We start from the raw sequence: 18,817 nt of genomic DNA on the forward strand, positions 1-18,817 counted from the left end.
CGTGTTAGCTTAATTCTTCATTCAATAATTCACGAACAGAGTGTTTTTCATCAATTAGATCAACGCTGATTGCATCAAAGCCATTTCGTTTTAATGAGTCAAAACTAATGATTCGACCATCAATTAAGGGGACTTGTCCTTCAGAATTGACGAAATCTTCATATTCATCTTCGTAGTTTATATTGTAATAAAGATGGATCAGAACCCGGTAAGTATACTCATCCAAATCAGTTAACGTTCTGTTTTGCTTTTGATTTGGACTATATTTGTCGCAAAACATAGCGTTATAGCCATGTTCCGCGCCATCAAACAATACGATTTCATTGCCGCTTACAGCTTCTACCGCCACAATTTTTACCGGAGCCTTATCAGTATCGGTAATCAATCCATCAAAATGCTCTCCATAGTAACGGATGTGGAAAGTATCTCTACCTTGGCAGGATAATGAAAAGCAACGATGCCTGCCTTCAATTTGTAGGCTATCACTATGTGCATAGGCGGCTAAATGTTCGGGAATCAGATTGTTCATTCTGGCAGTATCAGTCTTCAACCGGTTTTTCCGCCGCCACTTGGTCGATAAGGGCGGACAGGTTCATACCGCGTTCCAAGGATTCGTCGTATTTGAAATGCAGCTCGGGGATTTTGAACAGCTTGATGCGTTTGGCCAATTCGCTGCGGAGATGTCCGCGTGCGTGTTCCAGCACTTCTTCCGTAATTTCGCGCGCGTCTTGGTTTAAAACGGTGTAGAACACGGTGGCGTGGCTGTAATCGCGGGTAACTTCGACTTCGTTGACGGTAATGAAGCCGGCGCGGGGGTCTTTCAGTCCGGTACGGACGAGTTCGGCAAGCTCGCGCATAATTTGTTCTTTGACACGGTCTTGGCGGGCGTAGCCGCGTTGGGTTTTTTTCATGAATATCCTCAGATTTCAGATTTGGTTTCAGACGGCATTTCTGCCGCCGGGGCGGTTGCGAAGGGGCGTATTATAGCCGAATCGGCGGGATTTTAAGGTAATACGCGGCAGGATGTCCTTGGAATCACAAGAAGGCAATACAAAGGCTTCAAGGGTATAAACATTGGTCTTGTGATAAGAATAAACATTTCTTGTTTTTCTATGACTTGTGGTCTAAATATACACTATGGTTTCATCGGAAAAGCGGTTGGGTTTACAGAATGGGAGTTAACAGCCGAGGCAGGAGTAGTACAGTTGAAAGATAATAATCGAAATTTGGGGGCATGGGTTTCTCAATACATTCAAAATCGGATTAGAGAACTTTGGGATGCAGATTTTTTAGCAGCTTTTGATGATGCGAGTGATAATGAAGCTATCAAAATAGGTTTCAGACTATATAATAGATATGGAGGAACTCCTTCTTTCTTAATGGCTCAAGTTATCTTGGATGAAATCTATAAATCTTATCAAGATAACAAACCTGTAAATATCAAGAAATGCCTAAATCATCAATATTCTTTTTAATTACATTCATTTTTTTGCTTTTTGGGTGTACAAGAAATAATGTGTCGTCAGATCATCAAATGTTAGAGCATTTCAATCTCTACGAGTCTGAATTTGAGAGATTGAGAAAAATTTCTGTTAAGTACGATGGATTTCATTATACCCCTTATGACGAAACAGATAGTACAGCCTATGTTATTTCATCTAAAGATAAAAAGGAATTGGACTCTTTAATCAAGAGACTGGATATTATTAGTATACAGTATGATGGGATATCAGAAGTATGCTTGCTCTTTCATACATGGGGTGTTTCTATCAGCGGAGGGTACAAGGAGTATGTCTATACTCCAAATCTTGAGGATCATATAAAGAACTACGATAAAGAGGTTGCCTTAGATCCCAGCACTGAAATGTATATCGTAGAAAGAATTACGGAGGAAGATTTGGATCAAGTTGCTCAAAGATATTCTGCAAATATAGAGTTATATCGTCCTATAAAAAATGGTTGGTATATACACCTCAGTCGAGAGAATTGATTCTTGAGATGTATGCTATTCTTTTATATTGATAAGCACGGATATAGTTATTATACTTGGCAACCCGAACGGCGCGTGCCGTTTCTGCAACGCATACATTGTAAAGAAAGCTATGTCCAACGAAAACCGTACCTGTTCCTTTTGCGGAAAATCCAAACCACACGTCAAACATTTGATTGAGGGCGAAAACGCCTTTATCTGCGACGAATGCGTCTCAAACTGTATTGAAATATTGCATGAAGACGGAAATGACGGCACGCCTCCGGAAAGTGCCGGAGGCGTGCCGGAAGAATCCGGCAAACTGCCCACGCCCGCCGAAATCGTCGCCAACCTTAACGACCACGTTATCGGTCAGGAACAAGCCAAGAAAGCCTTGGCGGTGTCGGTGTACAACCATTACAAACGCCTGCGCCATCCGAAAGCCGGCGATAATGTCGAATTGTCGAAATCCAACATCCTGCTTATCGGTCCGACCGGATCGGGTAAAACCCTGCTGGCGCAATCTTTGGCACGCAAACTGGACGTACCGTTCGTGATGGCGGATGCAACCACGCTGACCGAAGCCGGTTATGTCGGCGAAGATGTCGAGCAAATCATCACCAAACTCTTGGGCAAATGTGATTTCGATGTTGAAAAAGCACAACGCGGCATCGTCTATATCGACGAAATCGATAAGATTTCACGCAAAAGCGACAATCCGTCGATTACCCGCGACGTATCCGGCGAGGGTGTGCAACAAGCCTTGCTGAAACTGATTGAAGGTACGGTGGCCAGTGTTCCGCCCCAAGGCGGCCGCAAGCATCCGAATCAGGAATTTATCAACGTCGATACCACCAACATCCTGTTTATCTGCGGCGGTGCGTTTGCAGGCTTGGAAAAAGTCATCCGCCGGCGCACCGAGAAAGGCGGTATCGGTTTCGGCGCGTCCGTTCACAGCAAGGACGAAAATGCCGATGTTACCAAGCTGTTCGGTATAGTCGAACCGGAAGATTTGATTAAATTCGGCCTGATTCCGGAATTAATCGGACGTTTGCCCGTGATTGCGACATTGGAAGAATTGGACGAAGACGCGCTGATTAATATTTTAACCGAACCGAAAAACGCTTTGGTTAAGCAGTATCAAGCTTTGTTCGGTATGGAAAATGTCGAGTTGGAATTTGAAGAAGGCGCATTGCGTTCCATCGCGCGGCAGGCAATGGAACGCAAAACCGGCGCGCGCGGCCTGCGTTCCATCGTCGAACGCTGCCTGTTGGATACGATGTACCGCCTGCCCGATTTGCAAGGCTTGAAAAAAGTGGTGGTCGGTAAGGCAGTTATCGAAGAGGGCAGGGAACCGGAATTGGTGTTCGAGTCATGATGGCAAACAAAACCGCTTCGGAACGTTGGACCACGTTTCCGAAGCGGTTTTTTGTTTCTGATGCCGTCTGAAGCCTTCCCGCCTTCAGACGGCATCTGTTTTCTGCCTAAGCGCGGTTTGCGGCGGCAAATTCCGCCAGCGCGTTTTCCAGACGCGCCAAACCTTCCGCCATATCCTCATCGTTCAACAGCAGCGAAGGCGCGAAACGCAATACGTCCGCACCCGCAACCAAAATCATCACGCCGTGTTTCAAGGCGGCGGCGACGATTTCGGCGGCACGCCCGCGATAAGGCACATCCAACACGCATCCAAGCAGCAGCCCCATCCCGCGAACCTGTGAGAACAAGCCCATTTTCCTGCCCAAATCCAGCAATGCCGTCTGAAGTTTCTGCCCCTGTTCACGGACATGGTTTAAAGTTTCGGGCGTATTGATGATGTCGAATGCGCGGCTGCCGACCGCACACGCCATCGGGTTGCCGCCGAAAGTCGAGCCGTGTGTGCCCGGTTGGAAGGCGGCGGCAATCTTTTCTGTCGCCAGCATCGCGCCAATCGGAAAGCCGCAGCCCAAGGCTTTTGCCGAACTCAAAATATCGGGAACAATGCCGTAATGTTCATAGGCAAACAGCCTGCCCGTATGTCCCATCCCGGTTTGAACTTCGTCCAAAATCAACAACGCATTGTGCCGGTCGCACAGACGGCGCGCGGTTTGCAAATATTCCGCAGTGGCGGGCAGGATGCCGCTTTCGCCCTGTATCGGCTCGATGATGACCGCGCAGGTCTGTTCGCCGACGGCAGCTTCCAGCGCGGCAATATCGTTGAACGGAACGTGCGTAATGCCTTGCGGCAGCGGTGCATAATCCTTGCTGTATTTCGGCTGGCCGCCGACGGACACGGTAAACAGTGTGCGCCCGTGGAAACTGTTGATACAGGCGACGATTTCGCTTTTTCCTCCGCCGAAACGGTCGCGGGCGTATTTCCTCGCCAGCTTCAACGCCGCCTCATTCGCTTCCGCGCCCGAGTTGCAGAAAAAAACCTTGTCGGCAAAACTGTTTGCAACCAATTTTTGCGCCAATTCCTGCGCCGGCCGCGTCGTATAGATATTGGAAATGTGCCACAGCTTGTGCATCTGCGCGTTTAAAGCATCGACAAGGGCAGGGTGGCAGTGTCCCAGCGCATTGACGGCGATACCGCCTGAAAAATCAATATATTCACGCCCTTCCGTATCCCAAACGCGGCTGCCTGAAGCGCGTTCGGGAATCATCGGGGCAAAGGCGAAATTGGGGGTCAGATAGTTTTGCATAATTGCTCCTGATTGCGGTTTTGTTCGGGATTATGCACCGTTTTTCAAGGCGGATAAAGGGAAATTGCCGACAATATCGGGCAGCGGTAAAAATAAACCAGAATATTTTCAATCGGATAGATGAAAAATCAAAAAAATTTCGATAAAATGCTTGAGGCGAGGCAGCGTTTTGATTTAGACTCTCCCCCATATTTTTATCTTCAGACGGCATTTCATCATGCAAGGCAAAATGTTTACAACCGCTTACTGCTATTGGTACCACACAGACGTGCGGTACTTTTTTGCGCTTGCTTGAAATCCATCCCATACGCAAAACAGGCCGCTCGAAAACGGGGCGGCTTTTTTGTTACCTTCACACAGGTCGCCCGATTCGGCAACACACGACAGAATCAGGAAAATGACCATGAATGCAATGCCCCAAACCGCCGCACAAAACGAAACCCTGCACACTTGCAGCATTATTGTCGATGATGCACGGGATTTTTCCCCCATGCTTCTCGATGCAGGGCGGGACGACACACTCATCAGCGAATCGATGATTCCGCAAATCCGCACCGTTGCCGCCTTGATAGCCGCCGAACGGCACGACTTCAGCCGCAGCAGCCCCGCCGAGTTTACCGATGCCGCCGATTTTTTTGCCGCACGGATTCTCGTATTGGGCGTGCGACGCTTCCATCTGGACGTATCGCTGCTTCAGATTTTGAAAACCGCAAACAAGCGCGCCCGCCGCTTTGCCGAAAAACACCGCCTGTTTTTCACACCCGCACAAGCCGAATTGAGTTTGAACAAACACAAAAACCGCCGCCTGCTGACCGTAGAAACCGAACACGAAGTCGAAAACAAAGGCAACCCCGTCGCCAACAGCCTCGCATTTGTCCGCAAACTGCACTTCCTGCCCCTGTAAACATCATGATTTGCCGGCAGAATGCTTGCCAAAATTCCCGACGGCGATACAATAAAACCGATTTTCCACCCAAACAGGACACACATGAAAAAAATCATCGCCTCCGCGCTTATCGCAACATTCGCACTCACCGCCTGCCAAGACGACACGCAGGCGCGGCTCGAACAGCAGCAGAAACAGATTGAAGCCCTGCAACAGCAGCTCGCACAGCAGGCAGACGATACGGTTTACCAACTGACTCCCGAAGCAGTCAAAGACACCATTCCTGCCGAAGCACAGGCAAACGGCAACAACGGGCAACCCGTTACCGGTAAAGACGGGCAGCAGTATATTTACGACCAATCGACAGGAAGCTGGCTGCTGCAAAGCCTGGTCGGCGCGGCGGCAGGCGCGTTTATCGGCAACGCGCTGGCAAACAAATTCACACGGGCAGGCAACCAAGACAGTCCCGTCGCCCGGCGCGCGCGTGCAGCCTACCATCAGTCCGCACATCCCAATGCGCGCACCAGCAGGGATTTGAACACGCGCAGCCTCCGTGCAAAACAACAGGCGGCGCAGGCGCAGCGTTACCGCCCGACAACGCGCCCGCCCGCCAATTACCGCCGCCCCGCTATGCGCGGTTTCGGCAGGAGGCGGTAAACCCGTCGCGCCAATGCCGTCTGAAGGGCTTTCAGACGGCATTTTTGCATTTGTTAGGGGGGCATTGTTATGTTGCCGTTTGATTTTCAGACGGCATTTCGTTTCCAAGCGTTTGATGTCGGGATGGAAATTTTGACTTACGTGCGTTGGCAGGGCGGCATTGTCATGCCGCCGTTGGGTTTTCAGACGGCATCATATCGAACCGTCAAACCGTAGGGCGAGCATTCTTGCCGACCGATGCAAGGGCGGGATTTGGCGGGCGGGAATGCCCACCCTGCATCTGAACCTTTCCGCGTCATTCCCGCGTAGGAAGGAATCTAGGTATTTGAATTTACATAAATTTCAATCGTTACCAAAGCGGAAAAGGGTTTTTATTGCAGCCTAATCCTTTGGGTATCAAAGCCGGGCGGTGCTGAAACATTATAAAGGGTTTATTACACCAAGAGGAACAGCATATCCAATTTATGGAAGATAAGGAAATGATATGATATCTATTTTTAAAGTTTATTACGATATTTATGAATTTAATGGAGAACTATTAAAAAGATGTATATTTTTAGATGAAGAAAATAATGAAATAATTAAAGATAGAATATATGAATACTTAATTTATGTTTTAACAGGAGACCTTTATCTACAAAAAGACATTGATGAAAATTTAGAATTTATCCATCAAGCAGAAAATAATCCCAATGAAGTTTATTCAGGAGGTGGACAAGGTTTTTGCTGGGATATTTCTGCTGAAAAAGTAGTTTTCTATCACAACGAATTTGATGAAGAAGACGGCTGGCCTGATTTAAGCTGTTCGCTGCATACTTTTAAAACTGCTTTAATTGCTTGGAATGCTTTTTTGCAATTGCCTAAAAGTATTCATTCGGTGGTGGAAACCGTGATTGAGGAATAAGCATAATGGCTTAATGAATAGAATCAGAAAGTATAGATTGGGCTGCAAATCCACGCTTATACGCTGCGCCATGATTAAGATGTTAGGACTTGTATTGAATACAAGTCCTCATAAACGAATGGCAGCAATCCTTTGATTTAGATAAGATCCTTGATTTAGAATAATGTGGATTAACAAAAACCAGTACGGCGTTGCCTCGGCTTAGCTCAAAGAGAACGATTCTCTAAGGTGCTGAAGCACCGAGTGAATCGGTTCCGTACTATTGTACTGTCTGCGGCTTCGTCGCCTTGTCCTGATTTTTGTTAATCCGCTATACAAAAATGCCGTCTGAAACCCGAAATCGGTTTCAGACGGCATTGGTTTATGCGGCAGGTTGGGGCTTAGCGGTCTTTGTAACGGCGTTCGCTTTTGCCGGCAAAAGAATCGCCGACTTTGCGTTTGCCTTTGAAGCCTTCGCCGGTTTTTTTGAAACTATCTTTCTTAAAGCCTTCTTTCTTGAAACCTTCGCCGCGCGTTTTGCCGCCGAAGCCTTCTTTGCCCGGTCTATGATCGCCGCGCCGGCCGCCGGATTTACGATCGCCCCGGCCGCCTTTGCCTTTCGGCTTGCCGCCTGCGGATTTGCGCTTGCGGGTCGGTTCTATGCCTTCGATGGTCAGCTCGGGCAGTTTGCGGTTAATGTATCTTTCGATTTTGTGGACTTTGACGTATTCGTTCACTTCGGCAAAAGTAATCGCAATACCGGTACGGCCGGCACGGCCGGTGCGTCCGATGCGGTGAACGTAGTCTTCCGCCTGTTTCGGCAGGTCGTAGTTGATAACGTGGGTAATGGTCGGTACGTCGATACCGCGTGCGGCAACGTCGGTGGCAACCAAAATTTTGCAGCGGCCTTTGCGCAAATCCATCAGCGTGCGGTTGCGCCAGCCTTGCGGCATATCGCCGTGCAGGCAGTTGGCGGCGAAACCTTTTTCATATAATTCATCCGCGATGACTTCGGTCATGGCTTTGGTGGACGTGAAAATCACGCATTGGTCGATGTTTGCGTCGCGCAGGATGTGGTCGAGCAGGCGGTTTTTGTGGCGCATATCGTCGCAATAAAGCAGCTGTTCTTCGATTTTGCCTTGGTCGTCCACGCGTTCGACTTCGATGACTTCAGGGTCTTTGGTCAGTTTGCGCGCCAGTTTGCCGACCGCGCCGTCCCAAGTGGCGGAGAATAATAAAGTCTGACGGTCGCTCGGTGTCGCTTCCACGATGGTTTCGATGTCGTCGATAAAGCCCATGTCCAGCATACGGTCGGCTTCGTCCAAAATCAGCACTTCCAAGCGGGCGAAATCAACTTTGCCGCTTTGCATCAAGTCCATCAGACGGCCCGGCGTGGCGACAATCAGGTCAACCGGTTTGCTCAAAGCACGGGTTTGGTAGCCGAACGATGCGCCGCCGACGATGCTGACGGTGCGGAACCAACGCATATTTTTGGCGTACGCCAGCGCGTTTTTCTCGACTTGTGCCGCCAATTCTCGGGTCGGCGTCAACACCAACGCGCGCGGGCCTTTGCCCGGTTTCTCGCTGCGTTTGGTCAGCCGCTGCAACGTCGGCAGCAGGAAGGCGGCGGTTTTGCCGGAGCCGGTTTGCGCCGAAGCCATGATGTCGCAGCCTTCCAAAGCAAACGGAATAGCTTGCGCCTGAATCGGGGTCGGGCTTTCGTAACCCTCGCTGCTGACGGCGGACAAAATGTTTTTATCAAGGTTCAAATCGGCAAATTTAATAGACATAGCTATCCTAAAGAGACAACAACGCGCACGTCTGAACAGTTTTCAGACGACCTGAAGCAAAGGAAAGTAACGATACGGGAAATGTGAAGTTACAGGGTTGTCGCAAGCGGCTCGCTTGTGGTTTACATCGACGGCAACCTGCACAGATACGCTTTGCAAAATCAAAGCAACAAAAGAAACGCGCCCGTAAGGGCGGTTTAGGTTGGAAGACGATGGCTTCGTATGACAAGATAAGCGGCGGATGGTATAGGGTTTGCCCGAAACGGTCAAGCAATCGGGCGTTAATTACAGTAAAATTGCCGTTTTCCACTTTATTCCGCCTGAAATCAATGACCGACATCACACCGTTTGCCAACCGCTTGGGCAAAAACATCAAACACCTTATGAAATGGGCGAAACGCAACGGCATCGAAGCCTGGCGCATTTACGACCGCGACATCCCGCAATTCCCCTTCGCCGCCGATGTTTACGGCGACCAAATCCACCTTCAGGAATACGATACCGGCTGGCTGATGCAGTCCGAAGAATACGAAGCGTGGCTTGCCGAAGTCTTGGAAGCCATTGGTTTCGTAACCGGTTTTGCGCCCGAACAAATCCACCTCAAACGCCGCGAACGCCAAAAAGGTTTGCAGCAATACGAGAAAACCGGAAAGGCGGGCGACGATTTCGTCATCACCGAAAACGGCCGCAAGTTTTGGGTCAACCTTGATAAGTATTTGGATACGGGGCTTTTTTTGGATCATCGAAACACACGCAAAAAAGTCGGCGAAACCGCAGCGGGCAAACGCTTCCTCAACCTGTTTTCCTACACCGGCAGCTTCACCGTCTATGCAGCCACCGGCGGCGCGGTATCCAGCGAAACTGTCGACTTGTCGAACACTTATCTCGATTGGGCGAAGCGCAATTTTGAATTGAACGGCATCGATATGGAACGGCACAAAATTGTCCGCGCCGACGTGTTCCAATATCTTCAGACGGCATATAGGGAAGGCAGGCAGTTCGACCTCATTGTGATGGACCCGCCCAGCTTTTCCAACAGCAAAAAGATGCTCGACATCCTCGACATCCAGCGCGACCATCAAAAACTCATAGACGGCGCGATGAACCTGCTCGCTTCAGACGGCCTTTTGTATTTCTCCAACAACTTGCGCAGCTTCGTCTTGGACGACTCGGTATCAGAACAATACGCCGTCAAAGACATTTCCAAACAATCCGTTCCCGACGATTTCCGCAACAAGAAAATCCATCAGTGTTGGGAAATCCGTAAAAAGGCTTAAAACAAAAAAAGCCGCCGGATTAAATTCCGGCGGCTTCTTTTCATATTGCCGTTAGGCGATGGAGGCTTCGACAAAGGCAGTCAGCTGACCTTTTGCCAATGCGCCGACTTTGGTAGCGACGACTTCGCCGTTTTTGAATACCATCAGGGTCGGAATACCGCGCACGCCGAAACGGGACGGGGTGACTTCGTTGTCATCGATATTGAGTTTGACCACTTTCAGACGGCCTTCAAATTCGGCGGCGATATCGTCCAAAATAGGAGCAATCATTTTGCAGGGGCCGCACCAAGGAGCCCAAAAGTCCAGTAGGACGGGGATATCTGCATTTAAAACGTCTTTTTCAAAAGCGGCATCGCTGGTGTGTACAATCAAGTCGCTGCTCATCAAATTTTCCTTTTAGGTTTGGATTAGTGGGATAGTGTGCAGAATAGGGCTTGAACGTAAAAATTTCAAGGGGGATGTTCGGATAATAGTTTTTTTGTACCGTCCCCATCGTCTTTGCAAATTCAGTCGATGGAACGGATTACATTATATTTCTGAAAATTACTTTTATTATCAAAATGTAATAAATATGTTTGAGGCTGTACAGAAGCGTGCGGGCGGTGTATGCTTCGTTCAAATAAATTCTTAAAATATGAATGTTAAAAATAAGCCCTAAAACCCTATAAAAGGAACCCTGCCATGACTGATTTTTCCGTTTGGGAAACTGCTCCCTTTGGTGCGACTGTCGATCATATCCTGCAACGCTACCACAATGTACACCGTGCACAATTTGAAGAATTGGTGCCGCTGGCGCAAAAAGTGGCCCAAGTCCATGCCGATACCTTTCCGGCGGAAATTGCCGAGCTGCTTGCCTATATGCAGAACGAACTGCTGATGCATATGATGAAAGAGGAAAGGATGCTGTTTCCGATGATCAATCAGGGTGTCGGCCGGGGGGCGGCGATGCCCATCAGCGTGATGATGCACGAACATGAAGAACACGACCGCGCCATCGCACGGCTCAAAGAGCTGACCGACAATTTCCACGCGCCTGAAGGGGCTTGCGGAAGCTGGACGCGGCTTTACGCGCTGGCGAAAGAAATGGTGGACGATTTGAACGACCACATTCATTTGGAAAACGATATTCTGTTTGCCCGCGTACTCGATTCTTAAGGAACGGGAGTCGGATATTTCCATGCCGTCTGAAATACGGTTTTCCGTTTCAGACGGCATTTTCACGTTTCAGCCCAGCAATTCGGGCGGGATGCGGCACACGGGAATCGGGTTGATTTTGTGTTGCATGGCGCGGTGCAGCCGCGTATAGATTTCGAGAACTTCGCGCCGCCGCCCTTCAAAATCTTCGGGTTCGCGCGTGCCGTACACGCCCATTGCCCACTCCAGTTCGGGATAGCTTGCGCCCATCTGTTCTTCGTCGGTGCGTTCCGTATCCCACAGGCCGTCGGTCGGTGGGGCTTTTTGAATCGCCTCGTCCACGCCCAATGCTTCGGCAAGCCGGTAAACCTGCGTTTTGGTCAGGTCGGCAATCGGGCTGATGTCCACGCCGCCGTCGCCGTATTTGGTAAAAAATCCTACGCCGAAATCTTCAATTTTATTACCTGTCCCCGTAACCAGCAGTCCGTGTATCTGCCCGTAGTAGTACAGGGTCAGCATACGCAGGCGGCTTCTGGCGTTGGCGAGGGAAAGCGGCTGACTGTCAAATGCCGTCTGATGAGCGCCGACGGTTTGTTCAAAGGTCTGGAAGGTGTCGGTCAGGTCGACCGTTTGCGCGCTTACATTGGCATATTGCCGTTGCAGATTGCGGATGTGCAGCCTTGCCCGCTCAAGCTGGTCGGGGTGTTGGCGTATCGGCATATCCAGAAGCAGCGTGGTGCGGCCGGTGCGGGCGGCGAGTGCGGAGACGACGGCGGAATCGATGCCGCCGGAAACGCCTACGACGAATCCTTTTACATTTGCCTGAGCGGCGTATTCGTCCAACCATCGGACAATATGTGTGATAACTGCCTGCGTATCCATTTTTCCTCCTGTCGAAAATATCCGCATCATAGCCTGCCGGCGGTTTAATTTGAATAGATTGCGGGCGGGTTGATGAATATTTTTCCCATTCCCCGCTTAAAAAAGTCATACGGGAAAAGGCGGGAGGCAAGATGGCGCGTGTTATAATATTGTTGACAATTTAGGCGGCCCAATGCCGCCTTGGGCTTCAAAACACATTCATATTTTTTATTATTTGATTGATTCGATGTCTGATTTTTTTCATTCTGACGTGTTGTCCGTTTCCGAGTTGAACGCATTTGCTAAAAGTCTTTTGGAAAACCACCTTGCCGGTTTGTGGATTGCGGGCGAAGTGTCCAACCTGACCCGTGCCGCCAGCGGACATTATTATTTCTCGCTCAAAGACAGCCGCGCGCAGGTACGTTGCGCGATGTTCAAAGGTGCAGCGGCGCGTTTGGCGAAGCCTTTGAAAGAAGGCGACCATATCGAAGTATCAGGGAAAATCAGCATCTACGAGGCACGGGGCGAATTTCAAATTACCGTAAATGAAGTACGGCTCAAAGGTTTGGGGCAGCTTTACGAAGCCTATGAGCGGTTGAAGGCGCAGTTGCAGGCGGAAGGCGCGTTTGCGGCGGAACGCAAAAAACCGTTGCCTGCACGTCCGCAATGTATCGGCATCGTCACCAGCCTGGCAGCAGCGGCTTTGCGCGATGTTGTAACCACCTTGAAACGCCGCGCGCCCGAAATCCCCGTTATCGTTTATCCGACACCCGTTCAAGGTACAGGCAGCGAATTGCAAATCGCACAAGCGATTAAAACCGCATCGCAACGCGCCGAATGCGACGTGTTGATTGTCTGTCGCGGCGGCGGCAGCATTGAAGACTTGTGGGCGTTTAACGAAGAACCGGTCGTACGCGCCATTGAAGCCTGCACGATTCCGGTCGTCAGCGGCGTAGGCCACGAAACCGATTTCACACTTGCCGATTTTGTTGCCGATGTGCGCGCACCGACACCGACCGGCGCGGCAGAATTGGTCAGCCCCAACCGCCAAGAATCACTACACCGCCTCGTCCAAGCCCAAGGCCGTCTGAAAACCGTTTTGGAGCAACGCTATTTCGATGCCAGCCAAAAACTCGACTGGCTTGCGCGGCAAATCCGTCATCCGCGCCAAAAACTCGACGAACAGCGCACCTACATTCACAAACTGGCGCAAATGCTGTCTTACTCGATGACGCAAAACTTCCGCGCCCACACCGCCCGTTTTGAACGCCAAACCCAAGCCCTGCAACATTGCCGCCCCGATATTTCCGTTTGCAAAAACAACATCGTCCGCCTTCAGACGGCATTGCCCGCCGCCTTCAGCCAGCTGCTCGCCCGCCGCCGCCAAAGCCTGACCGCCCAAGCCGCATTGCTCGAAGCCGTTTCGCCGCAGCACATTCTGGAACGCGGCTTTTCCGTCGTCAAAAATACACGCGGACAAGTCATCCGCAACGCCGATGTTTTGAAGCAGGGGCAGAAGCTGCACATTACTTTCGCCGACGGCGAAACCGACGTGCGCGTAACCAAAGAACAAGGGCAGCAGGATTTGTTCGATTGCATTTAAACCCAATCGGAAAACAGTTCCCCCTCTGCCGTCATTCCCACAAAAGCGGGAATCCGGAAGCGAAAAGTGGTGGGAATGTATTAGAAATGACTGAAACTCAAAAAACGGATTCCGCCTGCTCGGGAATGACGAGTCAGAAGTTACTCGAAACTTAAAAAAACGAAATCGAACGAACTGGATGGATTCCCGCCTGCGCGGGAATGACGATTGATACGTTTCGATATAGTGGATTAACAAAAATCAGGACAAGGCGACGAAGCCGCAGACAGTACAAATAGTACGGAACCGATTCACTTGGTGCTTCAGCACCTTAGAGAATCGTTCTCTTTGAGCTAAGGCGAGGCAACGCCGTACTGGTTTTTGTTAATCCACTATAATTTATTGAAGATGGCTGAAATTCAAAGTTACAGAAATTTATAAACAAAAAACAGCAACCCGCCGCCGTCATTCCCGCGAAAGCGGGAATCCGGTCCCTTGACCTTAAGATAATCTTTAATTCGTCATTCCCGCGAAAGCGGGAATCCGGAAGCGAAAAGCCGCAGGAATTTATCGGAAAAAACAGAAACCTCTCCGCACACCCGAAATGTTTCAGACGGGGCATCTTGGGGAGGATAAAAACCCGACCCGATATTTTTTATAGTGGATTAAATTTAAACCAGTACGGCGTTGCCTCGCCTTGCCGTACTATTTGTACTGTCTGCGGCTTCGTCGCCTTGTCCTGATTTTTGTTAATCCACTATATAATTTTCAATAAGTTACATTGAGAAAATGAAATTTTATTTTTCAACTGACAGAAAGAGGATGTTATGAAGTTTTTAGACCGTGAGGCAAGCATTGCCAAGCCGGGTTTCAACCGTTGGCTCGTACCGCCCGCAGCATTGGCGGTGCACCTTGCCATCGGGCAGATTTACGCCTATTCCGTATTCAACGCGCCGCTGACCAAACTTATCGGCATAACCGAATCGGCGGCCGGAGATTGGAAGCTGACGACCGTAGGTTGGATTTTCAGTATCGCACTCGCGATGCTGGGCGCGTCGGCCGCCCTGTTCGGCACGTGGATGGAACGGGTAGGGCCGCGCAAAGCCATATTTGCCGCCGCATGCTGCTTCAGCCTGGGCTTTTTCGTATCCGCATTCGGCGTGAGTACGCACAACCTTTTCCTGCTTTATTTGGGCAACGGCGTCATCGGCGGCGTAGGCTTGGGTTTGGGCTACATCGGGCCGGTTTCCACACTGATGAAATGGTTTCCCGACAAACCGGGTATGGCGACCGGTTTGGCAATTATGGGTTTCGGCGGCGGCGCAATGCTGGCCTCGCCGCTTTCCGTATCATTGATGAACGCCTTTTCAAACGCCGCTTCGGTCGGGGTTGCCGAAACCTTTGCCGTATTGGGCCTGCTTTACCTCGCACTGATGATGTTCGGCGCGTTTACCATCCGCGTACCTGCCGACGGCTGGAAACCTGAAGGCTATACCGCGCCGAAAACGCAAAACAAGCTGGTCAGCAGCAATCATGTCAACGTGTCCCAAGCCATGAAAACGCCGCAGTTTTGGCTGTTGTTCTGGGTATTGTGCCTGAACGTAACCGCCGGCATCGGCGTATTGGGCCAGGCATCCGTGATGATTCAGGAACTCTTTTCCGAAACCTCCGCAGGCAGGCAGGCGGCAGTCGGCGCAGGTGCGGCGGCAGGCTTCGTCAGCCTCCTGAGCCTGTTTAATATGGGCGGACGCTTTTTATGGTCGAGCGTTTCCGACAAAATCGGACGCAAAAACACCTACACCATCTTCTTCGTACTCGGTTCGCTGCTGTATTTCGCCGTTCCCTCCGTCGGCGAGGGCGGCAGCAAAGCCCTGTTCATCATCGGTTTTTGCGTGATTATTTCCATGTACGGCGGCGGATTTGCCGCCATTCCCGCCTACCTGAAAGACCTGTTCGGTACCTATCAGGTCGGCGCGATTCACGGGCGCATCCTGCTGGCCTGGTCAACCGCCGCCGTCATCGGCCCGGTACTGGTCAATTACATACGCCAAAGCCAAATCGACAGCGGCATACCGGCGGCACAGGCATACGGCGTAACCATGTATATTATGGCGGGATTGTTGATTGTCGGACTGCTGTGCAACCTCGCCGTCAAGTCCGTACACGAAAAACACCACGAAAAAGACATCAAAACCGCCGCACGCAGCGGCAACCCCGACGACGAAACCGCCATATCCGACGCTTACCTTGTGGGCGAAAAAGTTTCCGGCGGCGGCATATCGGTCTGGTGGCGTTGGGCATTGGCCGTCATACCGCTCGCCTACGGCGTGGTGATGGTCTTTGTCAAAGCACTCGACCTTTTCTCCTGAAAACGCCCGAATAAAATGCCGTCTGAAACAGCAGATGTTTCAGACGGCATTTTTGTGTTTTGGCGGGTTTAGGCTTTTTTGCGGCGGTATTCTCCCGGCAGCAGCATTTCCGCCCATTTGAGGATGTTGGCGACTTCGGCGGGGTTGAGTTCGTAGAACTGTCCGCGTTTGAGGCGGTTGGGCAGTCCGATGGGGCCGAAGCCGACGCGCACGAGGCGGCTGACGGTGAGGCCTTGGCTTTCGAATATGCGGCGCACTTCGCGGTTGCGGCCTTCTTTAATTACGACGTTGTACCATTTGTTCGCGCCTTCGCCGCCTTGTTCGTAGATGCGTTCGACTTTTGCCAAGCCGTCTTCGAGCATCACGCCTTCTTCGGTGAGGCTGCGCATTTGTTCGGTGGTCAGTCCGCCCAGTACGCGCACGGCGTATTCGCGTTCAACTTCGAAGCTGGGGTGGGCGAAACGTTGGACGAGTTCGCCGGAGGTGGTGAGGATCAGAAGGCCGCTGGTGTTGATGTCCAAGCGTCCGATGGCGACCCAGCGGCTGCTGGCGGCCTGCGGCAGACGGTCGAAAATGCTGACGCGGCCTTGCGGATCGTCGCGGGAAACGATTTCGCCTTCTTGTTTGTAATACAGGATGATGCGCGGTAGGCGGTCCGCCCATTTGAGCTTGATGATGCTGCCTTTGACGGTAACGTGGTCGTCGGGGGTGACTTTGTCGCCCAGTTGCGCGGTTTTGCCGTTGACCGTTACCCAGCCGTTGTTGATCCATTCTTCCATTTCGCGGCGCGAGCCGACGCCGGACGCGGCGAGCACTTTTTGCAGGCGTTCGGGTTCCATGCGCGATAGGTCGCTGCGGCGTTCTTTCAAATCGCGTGCGTGTTCCATAATTTTTTGGTTGGGATTGCGGACGACGAGTTTTTTGGCTTTGGCGGCGCGCTGTTTGGGGGCGTTTTGTGGCTTGATGCCGTCTGAAGCTTTTTGTCCGTAAGGTTGGGATGCGGTTTTGCCCGTTTCGTTTTTGGGACGGGCTTTGCTTTTGGAAGGTTTGGCGGTTTTCTTGGCAGACGGGGCTGCGCCGTCGCGCCATTGGCGTTTGCTGGTGGGCTGTTTGGACATCATTTTTCCTAACTCGCCTGATAAGGCGGTTCTTCTGCGGCGTGTGCGGCAGGACGGGTTGATAAAATGCCGTCTTTGTTCGGGACGGGCTGCCATTGTACCTGATGCGGCGTGTTTGTGGATGAAATCGTCGCTGCGGCTTTGGGGACAAAGTTTGTGCAACGGTTGAAATCGGTTTGTGTGCGGGAGTAGAATCTTTCAAATAACAAGAGGAGCGGTAAATGGATTTGCACAATATTCGGGAAGATTACAGCAAACGGGAATTGTCGGAAGGCGATTGCGCTGACAATCCGATCGAGCAGTTCGAGCGGTGGTTGGACGAGGCGGTACGCGCCGAGGTCAACGAGCCGACGGCGGTCAATGTGGCGGCGGTCGACGGACGCGGCAGACCCAACAGCCGTATGGTGCTGCTGAAGGAAGTTAATTCTGAAGGTTTTGTTTTCTTTACGAATTATCACAGCCGCAAGGGGCGTTCGCTGGATGCTCATCCATTTGCGGCGATGACGTTTTTTTGGCCGGAGCTGGAGCGTCAGGTGCGCGTGGAAGGGCGTGTTGAAAGGCTGTCGGAGAAGTTGTCGGACGAATATTTTGAGAGTCGCCCGTATCAGAGCCGTTTGGGTGCGTGGGCAAGTGCGCAGAGCGAGGTTATTCCGAACAAGGCGGTATTGGTGGCAAAGGCGGCGGCGGTCGGACTCAAACATCCTTTGCACGTGCCGCGTCCGCCGCATTGGGGCGGCTATATTGTGATTCCCGATTTGCTTGAGTTCTGGCAGGGCAGGCCGAGCAGGCTGCACGACCGCATCCAATACCGTTTGCTGGATGGCGGCTGGATACGCGAGCGGCTGTCGCCTTGAACAGGAAAAAACATATGCCGTCTGAAAGCCGGAATTGGGTTTCAGACGGCATTTTTTCACGGGAAAACACGGACGGGAAGTTTTTTGTGTTCCGAACGGAAAGCCTGAATCCTCTTTTGAGGTTATCTAAAACAAGATTTAATTCAGTCATAAGCTTCTCATGATGAAAAATGTAAACATGGTTTTCTATAACTTATTCTATAACTTAGCCGGTATGGATGCCTGAGCTGATAGTAATGTCATTTTTAGCATACACGGCAAGCACGCGCAGGGTGGGCAACTTGTTACCCACGCAGTATTTTCAGACGGTCTGAAATAAAATTCCGTGAAGCCCAAACCGCGTATGCATGAATGCACACCCTACCATTTCACGATTAGTATGTTGCACAGGCTACGCAGACTAAATATTTATATTCTGCATACCAATTTTTTTTGCCAACCTAAAAAATAATTTGCAAGCTTCATTATTTAATGTTTCTATATACTCATCAATATCAATTACATTTGTAATATATGATGTATTTGCATGCTTGTTAAATTCTAAATTTACAATTTTAGTGCCATTGACTAATATTTTATATATATCTTCTTCTTCCGGAAGTAGAGATAAACAATAGGCACTTGTTGCTAAAAACTTCTTTTTTAAATCATCAATAAGAAATGTATTATTAAGCAAAATATCATTAAATTCATTTAATGACTGCTCAACTTCATTCTCTGTCCAAATTTTAGTTTTTTGATTACGTTGTTTCATTTTAT

Annotated in this window: 19 protein-coding genes; 11 read left to right on the forward strand and 8 right to left on the reverse strand. The window is 50.5% G+C overall.

Annotated elements, in window-relative coordinates; genetic code table 11:
* Positions 1 to 4 precede the first annotated feature (4 nt).
* Positions 5 to 529: a hypothetical protein gene (locus Q9J79_RS06195; RefSeq protein ID WP_301912008.1), complete on the reverse strand. Its 525-nt coding sequence runs from the start codon at positions 527 to 529 to the stop codon at positions 5 to 7.
* A gap of 10 nt (positions 530 to 539) precedes the next feature.
* Entirely contained in the window at positions 540 to 911 is a 372-nt protein-coding gene (rbfA, locus tag Q9J79_RS06200) for a 30S ribosome-binding factor RbfA (RefSeq protein ID WP_196428132.1), read from the reverse strand.
* A gap of 201 nt (positions 912 to 1,112) precedes the next feature.
* Here rbfA and Q9J79_RS06205 point away from each other — a divergent pair, with 201 nt between their 5' ends.
* From Q9J79_RS06205 to clpX, 3 genes are all read left to right on the forward strand, one after another.
* On the forward strand, positions 1,113 to 1,475 hold the full coding sequence (locus Q9J79_RS06205; RefSeq protein ID WP_301912007.1) for a polymorphic toxin type 44 domain-containing protein: 363 nt from the start codon (positions 1,113 to 1,115) through the stop codon (positions 1,473 to 1,475).
* Positions 1,476 to 1,534: 59 nt separating this feature from the next.
* A complete protein-coding gene (locus Q9J79_RS06210) occupies positions 1,535 to 1,990 on the forward strand; it encodes a DUF4948 family protein (RefSeq protein WP_301666789.1) in 456 nt (151 codons plus the stop codon).
* A gap of 112 nt (positions 1,991 to 2,102) precedes the next feature.
* The gene (gene clpX, locus Q9J79_RS06215; protein WP_304685241.1) at positions 2,103 to 3,347 is read left to right on the forward strand and encodes an ATP-dependent Clp protease ATP-binding subunit ClpX; all 1,245 of its coding nucleotides are present in this window, start codon (positions 2,103 to 2,105) and stop codon (positions 3,345 to 3,347) included.
* Between the two features lie 106 nt (positions 3,348 to 3,453).
* On the opposite strand, the gene Q9J79_RS06220 is transcribed toward clpX, so the two are convergent.
* Positions 3,454 to 4,647, reverse strand: a complete 1,194-nt coding sequence (locus tag Q9J79_RS06220) for an aspartate aminotransferase family protein (protein WP_301911969.1) — start codon at positions 4,645 to 4,647, stop codon at positions 3,454 to 3,456.
* A 403-nt stretch (positions 4,648 to 5,050) separates the two neighbouring features.
* On the opposite strand from Q9J79_RS06220, the gene Q9J79_RS06225 reads away from it, so the two are divergent.
* The 3 genes from Q9J79_RS06225 (at position 5,051) to Q9J79_RS06235 (ending at position 7,094) form a co-directional block, all read left to right on the forward strand.
* Entirely contained in the window at positions 5,051 to 5,551 is a 501-nt protein-coding gene (locus Q9J79_RS06225) for a hypothetical protein (protein ID WP_301911968.1), read from the forward strand.
* An 84-nt stretch (positions 5,552 to 5,635) separates the two neighbouring features.
* Positions 5,636 to 6,190, forward strand: coding sequence for a hypothetical protein (locus Q9J79_RS06230; protein ID WP_300906306.1), 555 nt, complete (start codon positions 5,636 to 5,638; stop codon positions 6,188 to 6,190).
* Positions 6,191 to 6,674: 484 nt separating this feature from the next.
* Complete coding sequence (locus Q9J79_RS06235) at positions 6,675 to 7,094, forward strand: hypothetical protein (protein ID WP_304672832.1); 420 nt, start codon at positions 6,675 to 6,677, stop codon at positions 7,092 to 7,094.
* Between the two features lie 380 nt (positions 7,095 to 7,474).
* Here Q9J79_RS06235 and Q9J79_RS06240 read toward each other — a convergent pair whose 3' ends face one another.
* Entirely contained in the window at positions 7,475 to 8,863 is a 1,389-nt protein-coding gene (locus tag Q9J79_RS06240; RefSeq protein ID WP_301911967.1) for a DEAD/DEAH box helicase, read from the reverse strand.
* A 329-nt stretch (positions 8,864 to 9,192) separates the two neighbouring features.
* On the opposite strand from Q9J79_RS06240, the gene Q9J79_RS06245 reads away from it, so the two are divergent.
* Positions 9,193 to 10,140, forward strand: coding sequence for a class I SAM-dependent methyltransferase (locus Q9J79_RS06245; protein WP_301911966.1), 948 nt, complete (start codon positions 9,193 to 9,195; stop codon positions 10,138 to 10,140).
* A 51-nt stretch (positions 10,141 to 10,191) separates the two neighbouring features.
* On the opposite strand, the gene trxA is transcribed toward Q9J79_RS06245, so the two are convergent.
* Positions 10,192 to 10,524, reverse strand: coding sequence for a thioredoxin TrxA (gene trxA, locus Q9J79_RS06250; RefSeq protein ID WP_301911965.1), 333 nt, complete (start codon positions 10,522 to 10,524; stop codon positions 10,192 to 10,194).
* 297 nt (positions 10,525 to 10,821) lie between these two features.
* On the opposite strand from trxA, the gene dnrN reads away from it, so the two are divergent.
* Complete coding sequence (gene dnrN / locus Q9J79_RS06255) at positions 10,822 to 11,295, forward strand: iron-sulfur cluster repair protein DnrN (RefSeq protein WP_301911964.1); 474 nt, start codon at positions 10,822 to 10,824, stop codon at positions 11,293 to 11,295.
* Between the two features lie 69 nt (positions 11,296 to 11,364).
* Here the strand turns inward: dnrN and nadE are convergent, their stop codons facing one another.
* On the reverse strand, positions 11,365 to 12,186 hold the full coding sequence (gene nadE / locus Q9J79_RS06260) for an NAD(+) synthase (RefSeq protein WP_301911963.1): 822 nt from the start codon (positions 12,184 to 12,186) through the stop codon (positions 11,365 to 11,367).
* Positions 12,187 to 12,382: 196 nt separating this feature from the next.
* Between nadE and xseA the strand changes: the two genes are divergently transcribed.
* Both xseA and Q9J79_RS06270 read left to right on the forward strand, forming a co-directional pair.
* Entirely contained in the window at positions 12,383 to 13,738 is a 1,356-nt protein-coding gene (xseA, locus tag Q9J79_RS06265) for an exodeoxyribonuclease VII large subunit (protein ID WP_301911962.1), read from the forward strand.
* An 806-nt stretch (positions 13,739 to 14,544) separates the two neighbouring features.
* A complete protein-coding gene (locus Q9J79_RS06270) occupies positions 14,545 to 16,086 on the forward strand; it encodes an L-lactate MFS transporter (protein ID WP_301911961.1) in 1,542 nt (513 codons plus the stop codon).
* Positions 16,087 to 16,154: 68 nt separating this feature from the next.
* Here Q9J79_RS06270 and Q9J79_RS06275 read toward each other — a convergent pair whose 3' ends face one another.
* Entirely contained in the window at positions 16,155 to 17,204 is a 1,050-nt protein-coding gene (locus Q9J79_RS06275; RefSeq protein WP_301912006.1) for a pseudouridine synthase, read from the reverse strand.
* A gap of 221 nt (positions 17,205 to 17,425) precedes the next feature.
* Between Q9J79_RS06275 and pdxH the strand changes: the two genes are divergently transcribed.
* Positions 17,426 to 18,058 carry a pyridoxamine 5'-phosphate oxidase gene (gene pdxH, locus Q9J79_RS06280; RefSeq protein ID WP_301911960.1) on the forward strand — a complete coding sequence of 211 codons (633 nt, stop codon included), beginning with the start codon at positions 17,426 to 17,428 and terminating at the stop codon, positions 18,056 to 18,058.
* A gap of 400 nt (positions 18,059 to 18,458) precedes the next feature.
* Here pdxH and Q9J79_RS06285 read toward each other — a convergent pair whose 3' ends face one another.
* The gene (locus Q9J79_RS06285) at positions 18,459 to 18,812 is read right to left on the reverse strand and encodes a hypothetical protein (RefSeq protein WP_118811633.1); all 354 of its coding nucleotides are present in this window, start codon (positions 18,810 to 18,812) and stop codon (positions 18,459 to 18,461) included.
* Positions 18,813 to 18,817: the final 5 nt, after the last annotated feature.

The organism is Neisseria viridiae (genome assembly GCF_962747995.1).
Lineage (GTDB): Bacteria > Pseudomonadota > Gammaproteobacteria > Burkholderiales > Neisseriaceae > Neisseria > Neisseria viridiae.

Coding starts and splice junctions, on each gene's coding strand:
- trxA (WP_301911965.1), bottom strand. CDS start 10,524: ATGAGCAGCGACTTGATTGTACACACCAGCGATGCCGCTTTTGAAAAA.
- Q9J79_RS06235 (WP_304672832.1), top strand. CDS start 6,675: ATGATATCTATTTTTAAAGTTTATTACGATATTTATGAATTTAATGGA.
- dnrN (WP_301911964.1), top strand. CDS start 10,822: ATGACTGATTTTTCCGTTTGGGAAACTGCTCCCTTTGGTGCGACTGTC.
- Q9J79_RS06240 (WP_301911967.1), bottom strand. CDS start 8,863: ATGTCTATTAAATTTGCCGATTTGAACCTTGATAAAAACATTTTGTCC.
- Q9J79_RS06230 (WP_300906306.1), top strand. CDS start 5,636: ATGAAAAAAATCATCGCCTCCGCGCTTATCGCAACATTCGCACTCACC.
- Q9J79_RS06210 (WP_301666789.1), top strand. CDS start 1,535: ATGTTAGAGCATTTCAATCTCTACGAGTCTGAATTTGAGAGATTGAGA.
- Q9J79_RS06195 (WP_301912008.1), bottom strand. CDS start 529: ATGAACAATCTGATTCCCGAACATTTAGCCGCCTATGCACATAGTGAT.
- clpX (WP_304685241.1), top strand. CDS start 2,103: ATGTCCAACGAAAACCGTACCTGTTCCTTTTGCGGAAAATCCAAACCA.
- pdxH (WP_301911960.1), top strand. CDS start 17,426: ATGGATTTGCACAATATTCGGGAAGATTACAGCAAACGGGAATTGTCG.
- Q9J79_RS06225 (WP_301911968.1), top strand. CDS start 5,051: ATGAATGCAATGCCCCAAACCGCCGCACAAAACGAAACCCTGCACACT.
- rbfA (WP_196428132.1), bottom strand. CDS start 911: ATGAAAAAAACCCAACGCGGCTACGCCCGCCAAGACCGTGTCAAAGAA.
- nadE (WP_301911963.1), bottom strand. CDS start 12,186: ATGATGCGGATATTTTCGACAGGAGGAAAAATGGATACGCAGGCAGTT.
- Q9J79_RS06270 (WP_301911961.1), top strand. CDS start 14,545: ATGAAGTTTTTAGACCGTGAGGCAAGCATTGCCAAGCCGGGTTTCAAC.
- Q9J79_RS06245 (WP_301911966.1), top strand. CDS start 9,193: ATGACCGACATCACACCGTTTGCCAACCGCTTGGGCAAAAACATCAAA.
- Q9J79_RS06205 (WP_301912007.1), top strand. CDS start 1,113: ATGACTTGTGGTCTAAATATACACTATGGTTTCATCGGAAAAGCGGTT.
- Q9J79_RS06275 (WP_301912006.1), bottom strand. CDS start 17,204: ATGTCCAAACAGCCCACCAGCAAACGCCAATGGCGCGACGGCGCAGCC.
- Q9J79_RS06220 (WP_301911969.1), bottom strand. CDS start 4,647: ATGCAAAACTATCTGACCCCCAATTTCGCCTTTGCCCCGATGATTCCC.
- Q9J79_RS06285 (WP_118811633.1), bottom strand. CDS start 18,812: ATGAAACAACGTAATCAAAAAACTAAAATTTGGACAGAGAATGAAGTT.
- xseA (WP_301911962.1), top strand. CDS start 12,383: ATGTCTGATTTTTTTCATTCTGACGTGTTGTCCGTTTCCGAGTTGAAC.